Consider the following 5,164-nt stretch of genomic DNA (forward strand, 5'->3'; position numbering starts at 1 on the left):
GGCGACCTACTCTTCCACAATAGTAGTACCATCGGCGCTAATGGGCTTAACTTCTCTGTTCGGAAAGGTAAGAGGTGAGCCCCATTGCTATAACCACCTTAAGTTGTTTGTTATGATTTGATACATAACAGTAGCTTAAGCTACAAATAAGTTAACATATTGAGATATAAGAATTTGAGTAATCAAGAATTAAAAAGAGTTTGCGTCCCCTCATAAAGAGGGGACTGTACATAAGCCTATGGGTTATTAGTATCACTCGGCTATGACATTACTGCCTTTACACCTATGACCTATCAACGTAGTCATCTCCTACGACCCTTTAAAGAAATCTCATCTTGTGGTGGGTTTCGCGCTTATATGCTTTCAGCGCTTATCCCTTCCCAACGTAGCTACTCAGCCATGCTCCTGGCGGAACAACTGATACACCAGAGGTTAGTCCAACTCGGTCCTCTCGTACTAGAGTCAGATCCACGCAAATTTCTAACGCCCACAGCAGATAGAGACCGAACTGTCTCACGACGTTCTGAACCCAGCTCGCGTGCCACTTTAATGGGCGAACAGCCCAACCCTTGGGACCTTCTCCAGCCCCAGGATGTGACGAGCCGACATCGAGGTGCCAAACCCCCCCGTCGATGTGAGCTCTTGGGGGAGATCAGCCTGTTATCCCCGGAGTACCTTTTATCCTTTGAGCGATGGCCCTTCCATGCGGAACCACCGGATCACTATGCTCTACTTTCGTACCTGATCGACCTGTATGTCTCTCAGTCAAGCTCCCTTATGCCATTGCACTCTACGCACGGTTACCAAGCGTGCTGAGGGAACCTTTAGAAGCCTCCGTTACTCTTTTGGAGGCGACCACCCCAGTCAAACTACCCACCACGCACTGTCCTTCTAAAAAGAAGTTAGGCTTCAGATAAGCAAAGGCTGGTATTTCAACAATGACTCCACAACTCCTGGCGAAGCCGCTTCAAAGTCTCCCAGCTATCCTACACATCACTTATCCAAAGTCAATACGAAGCTATAGTAAAGGTTCACGGGGTCTTTTCGTCCCGCTGCGGGTAATCGGCATCTTCACCGATACTACAATTTCACCGAGCTCATGGCTGAGACAGTGTCCAGATCGTTGCACCATTCGTGCAGGTCGGAACTTACCCGACAAGGAATTTCGCTACCTTAGGACCGTTATAGTTACGGCCGCCGTTTACTGGGGCTTCATTTCATTGCTTCGCCGAAGCTAACAACTCCACTTAACCTTCCAGCACCGGGCAGGTGTCAGGCCATATACGTCATCTTTCGATTTAGCATAGCCCTATGTTTTTGATAAACAGTCGCCTGGACCTTTTCACTGCGGCCACTCAATGAGTGGCGACCCTTCTCCCGAAGTTACGGGTCGATTTTGCCTAGTTCCTTAGCCATGAATCTCTCGAGCTCCTTAGAATTCTCATCCCAACTACCTGTGTCGGTTTAGGGTACGGGCTGCTTCTCTCGCTTTTCTTGGAACCTCCTTCGCTACATTATCACCGCTGCCGTGGCTTTGGTGTACTATCGCTTGCGCTTCAACGTACTATTCCGTCAGTACGCAGTAACTCCAGAGATCCGTCACTTTTAATAAGAGCAGGTACAGGAATATTAACCTGTTGTCCATCCACTACCCCTTTCGGGTTCGCGTTAGGTCCCGACTAACCCTCAGCTGATTAGCATAGCTGAGGAAACCTTAGTCTTTCGGAGTGCGGGTTTCTCGCCCGCATTATCGTTACTTATGCCTACATTTTCTTTTGTAGCTACTCCAGCATGCCTCACAGCACACCTTCAACGCCACTACAATGCTCCCCTACCGCCATTACTGGCCCATAGCTTCGGTAATATGTTTATGCCCGATTATTATCCATGCAAAACCGCTCGACTAGTGAGCTGTTACGCACTCTTTAAATGAATGGCTGCTTCCAAGCCAACATCCTAGCTGTCTAAGCAGTTTCACCTCGTTTATTCAACTTAACATATATTTGGGGACCTTAGCTGATGGTCTGGGTTCTTTCCCTCTCGGACATGGACCTTAGCACCCATGCCCTCACTGCTGATGAACATTTTATAGCATTCGGAGTTTGTCAGGAATTGGTAGGCGGTGAAGCCCCCGCATCCAATCAGTAGCTCTACCTCTATAAAACTATAAATCAACGCTGCACCTAAATGCATTTCGGGGAGTACGAGCTATTTCCGAGTTTGATTGGCCTTTCACCCCTACCCACAGGTCATCCCAAGACTTTTCAACGTCAACGGGTTCGGTCCTCCACTTTGGGTTAACAAAGCTTCAACCTGCCCATGGGTAGATCACACGGTTTCGCGTCTACTCACACTAACTATGATCGCCCTATTCAGACTCGCTTTCGCTACGGATCCGCACCTGAAGTGCTTAACCTTGCTAGTATAAGTAACTCGTAGGCTCATTATGCAAAAGGCACGCCGTCACCCGTAGGCTCCGACCGCTTGTAAGCGCATGGTTTCAGGATCTTTTTCACTCCCTTATTCAGGGTTCTTTTCACCTTTCCCTCACGGTACTGGTTCACTATCGGTCTCTCAGGAGTATTTAGCCTTAGCGGATGGTCCCGCCAGATTCATACAGGATTACACGTGTCCCGCACTACTCAGGATACCACTATCTAACGATCTCTTACTTATACGGGACTATCACCCTCTATGGTCAATCTTTCCAAATTGTTCTAATTCAATCACACTCGAATATCGTGGTCCTACAACCCCAGTATTGCCGTAACAACACTGGTTTGGGCTAATCCGCGTTCGCTCGCCACTACTAACGGAATCACTTTTGTTTTCTTCTCCTCCGGGTACTTAGATGTTTCAGTTCTCCGGGTTTGCTTCCTTTCGGATACTATATCTTCAATATAGTGGGTTGCCCCATTCGGAAATTTACGGATCATAAGGTATGTGCCCCTCACCGTAACTTATCGCAGCTTATCACGTCCTTCATCGCCTCTGAGAGCCTAGGCATTCCCCATGCGCCCTTATTTAGCTTATTGTACTTTTTGCTCTTTTTATAATTAGAATAATCTAACTATATGATTCTTAATTTAATCACTAGTTATATAATAACTAGCGCTCGTGTTTCTTAATCTCAATATGTCAATGAACGGTTTTCCTTCTAACAGAACCTCCTTTGTCGTGTAAAATGACTGATTGAAACTTGTATCCTATGTCTTTTACATCTTTTAAAGAAATCCCTCAGGAATTGTGGAGAATATCGGAGTCGAACCGATGACCTCTTGCGTGCAAGGCAAGCGCTCTAGCCAGCTGAGCTAATCCCCCATTCTTAGTGATGAGTCATTAGTTTATGAGTTATTAGTTATAACAACTCTTTACTCAACCTCTAAAATTTCCTTTAAAAAAATTAGTAGTCTCAGGCAGACTCGAACTGCCGACCTCTACATTATCAGTGTAGCGCTCTAACCAGCTGAGCTATGAGACTCTACTATTCTTTCGTTCTTTTTTTTAATTAACAGCTAAAGTAAACACATTATGTGCTCGTTAAACACTCTTTTATCTAAGATTTTCTCTAGAAAGGAGGTGTTCCAGCCGCACCTTCCGGTACGGCTACCTTGTTACGACTTAGCCCTAGTTATCAGTTTTACCCTAGGCCGCTCCTTTCGGTGACGGACTTCAGGCACCCCCAACTTCCATGGCTTGACGGGCGGTGTGTACAAGGCCCGGGAACGTATTCACCGGATCATGGCTGATATCCGATTACTAGCGATTCCAGCTTCACGGAGTCGAGTTGCAGACTCCGATCCGAACTGAGATAGGTTTTAAGGATTCGCTCCTGCTCACGCAGTGGCTGCCCTCTGTACCTACCATTGTAGCACGTGTGTAGCCCAGGACGTAAGGGCCGTGATGATTTGACGTCATCCCCACCTTCCTCACGGTTTGCACCGGCAGTCTTGTTAGAGTTCCCGACATTACTCGCTGGCAACTAACAACAGGGGTTGCGCTCGTTATAGGACTTAACCTGACACCTCACGGCACGAGCTGACGACAACCATGCAGCACCTTGTAAGTAGTCCGAAGAAAGATCTATCTCTAAATCATGCAACCTACATTTAAGCCCTGGTAAGGTTCCTCGCGTATCATCGAATTAAACCACATGCTCCACCGCTTGTGCGGGCCCCCGTCAATTCCTTTGAGTTTCATTCTTGCGAACGTACTCCCCAGGTGGGTCACTTATCACTTTCGCTTAGCCACTCAGGATTGCTCCCGAACAGCTAGTGACCATCGTTTACGGCGTGGACTACCAGGGTATCTAATCCTGTTCGCTCCCCACGCTTTCGTCCATCAGCGTCAGTATATTGTTAGTGATCTGCCTTCGCAATTGGTATTCTATGTAATATCTAAGCATTTCACCGCTACACTACATATTCTAACCACTTCACAATAACTCAAGATAAACAGTATCAAAGGCAATTCTACAGTTGAGCTGCAGGATTTCACCTCTGACTTATCTATCCGCCTACGGACCCTTTAAACCCAATGATTCCGGATAACGCTTGCACCCTCCGTATTACCGCGGCTGCTGGCACGGAGTTAGCCGGTGCTTATTCATATAGTACCGTCAAGCTTCTACACGTAGAAGTGTTTCTTCCTATATAAAAGAAGTTTACAACCCATAGGGCAGTCATCCTTCACGCGGCATGGCTGGATCAGAGTTGCCTCCATTGTCCAATATTCCTCACTGCTGCCTCCCGTAGGAGTCTGGTCCGTGTCTCAGTACCAGTGTGGGGGATCTCCCTCTCAGGACCCCTACCTATCGTCGCCATGGTGTGCCGTTACCACACCATCTAGCTAATAGGACGCATACTCATCTCATACCGTAACCTTTAATGATGTCTTGATGCCAAGTCACCATACTATGAGGTATTAATCTTCGTTTCCAAAGGCTATCCCTCAGTATGAGGCAGATTGTATACGCGTTACGCACCCGTGCGCCGGTCGTCAGCAAAAAAGCAAGCTTTTTCCTGTTACCCCTCGACTTGCATGTGTTAAGCCTGCCGCTAGCGTTCATCCTGAGCCAGGATCAAACTCTTCATCGTTAAATTTTAAATATTATTTAACCTTCAAACAATAAAAGAAATTAACTTACTCAAAATGGTTTACTTTA

The 5,164-nt window shown here is 46.9% G+C and carries 2 tRNA genes and 3 rRNA genes; all 5 read right to left on the reverse strand.

Features of this window, described 5'->3' with window-relative positions:
• Nucleotides 1–101, reverse strand: a 5S ribosomal RNA gene (gene rrf / locus ACFQ1O_RS14660); the annotation flags it as partial.
• A gap of 125 nt (nt 102–226) precedes the next feature.
• A 23S ribosomal RNA gene (locus ACFQ1O_RS14665) occupies nt 227–3,035 on the reverse strand.
• Between the two features lie 212 nt (nt 3,036–3,247).
• Nucleotides 3,248–3,321: transfer RNA gene (locus tag ACFQ1O_RS14670), tRNA-Ala, on the reverse strand.
• A gap of 86 nt (nt 3,322–3,407) precedes the next feature.
• Nucleotides 3,408–3,481 (reverse strand) — tRNA-Ile (locus ACFQ1O_RS14675).
• A 91-nt stretch (nt 3,482–3,572) separates the two neighbouring features.
• A 16S ribosomal RNA gene (locus ACFQ1O_RS14680) occupies nt 3,573–5,096 on the reverse strand.
• Nucleotides 5,097–5,164: the final 68 nt, after the last annotated feature.

Source organism: Pseudofulvibacter geojedonensis (genome assembly GCF_042675745.1).
Lineage (GTDB): Bacteria > Bacteroidota > Bacteroidia > Flavobacteriales > Flavobacteriaceae > Pseudofulvibacter > Pseudofulvibacter geojedonensis.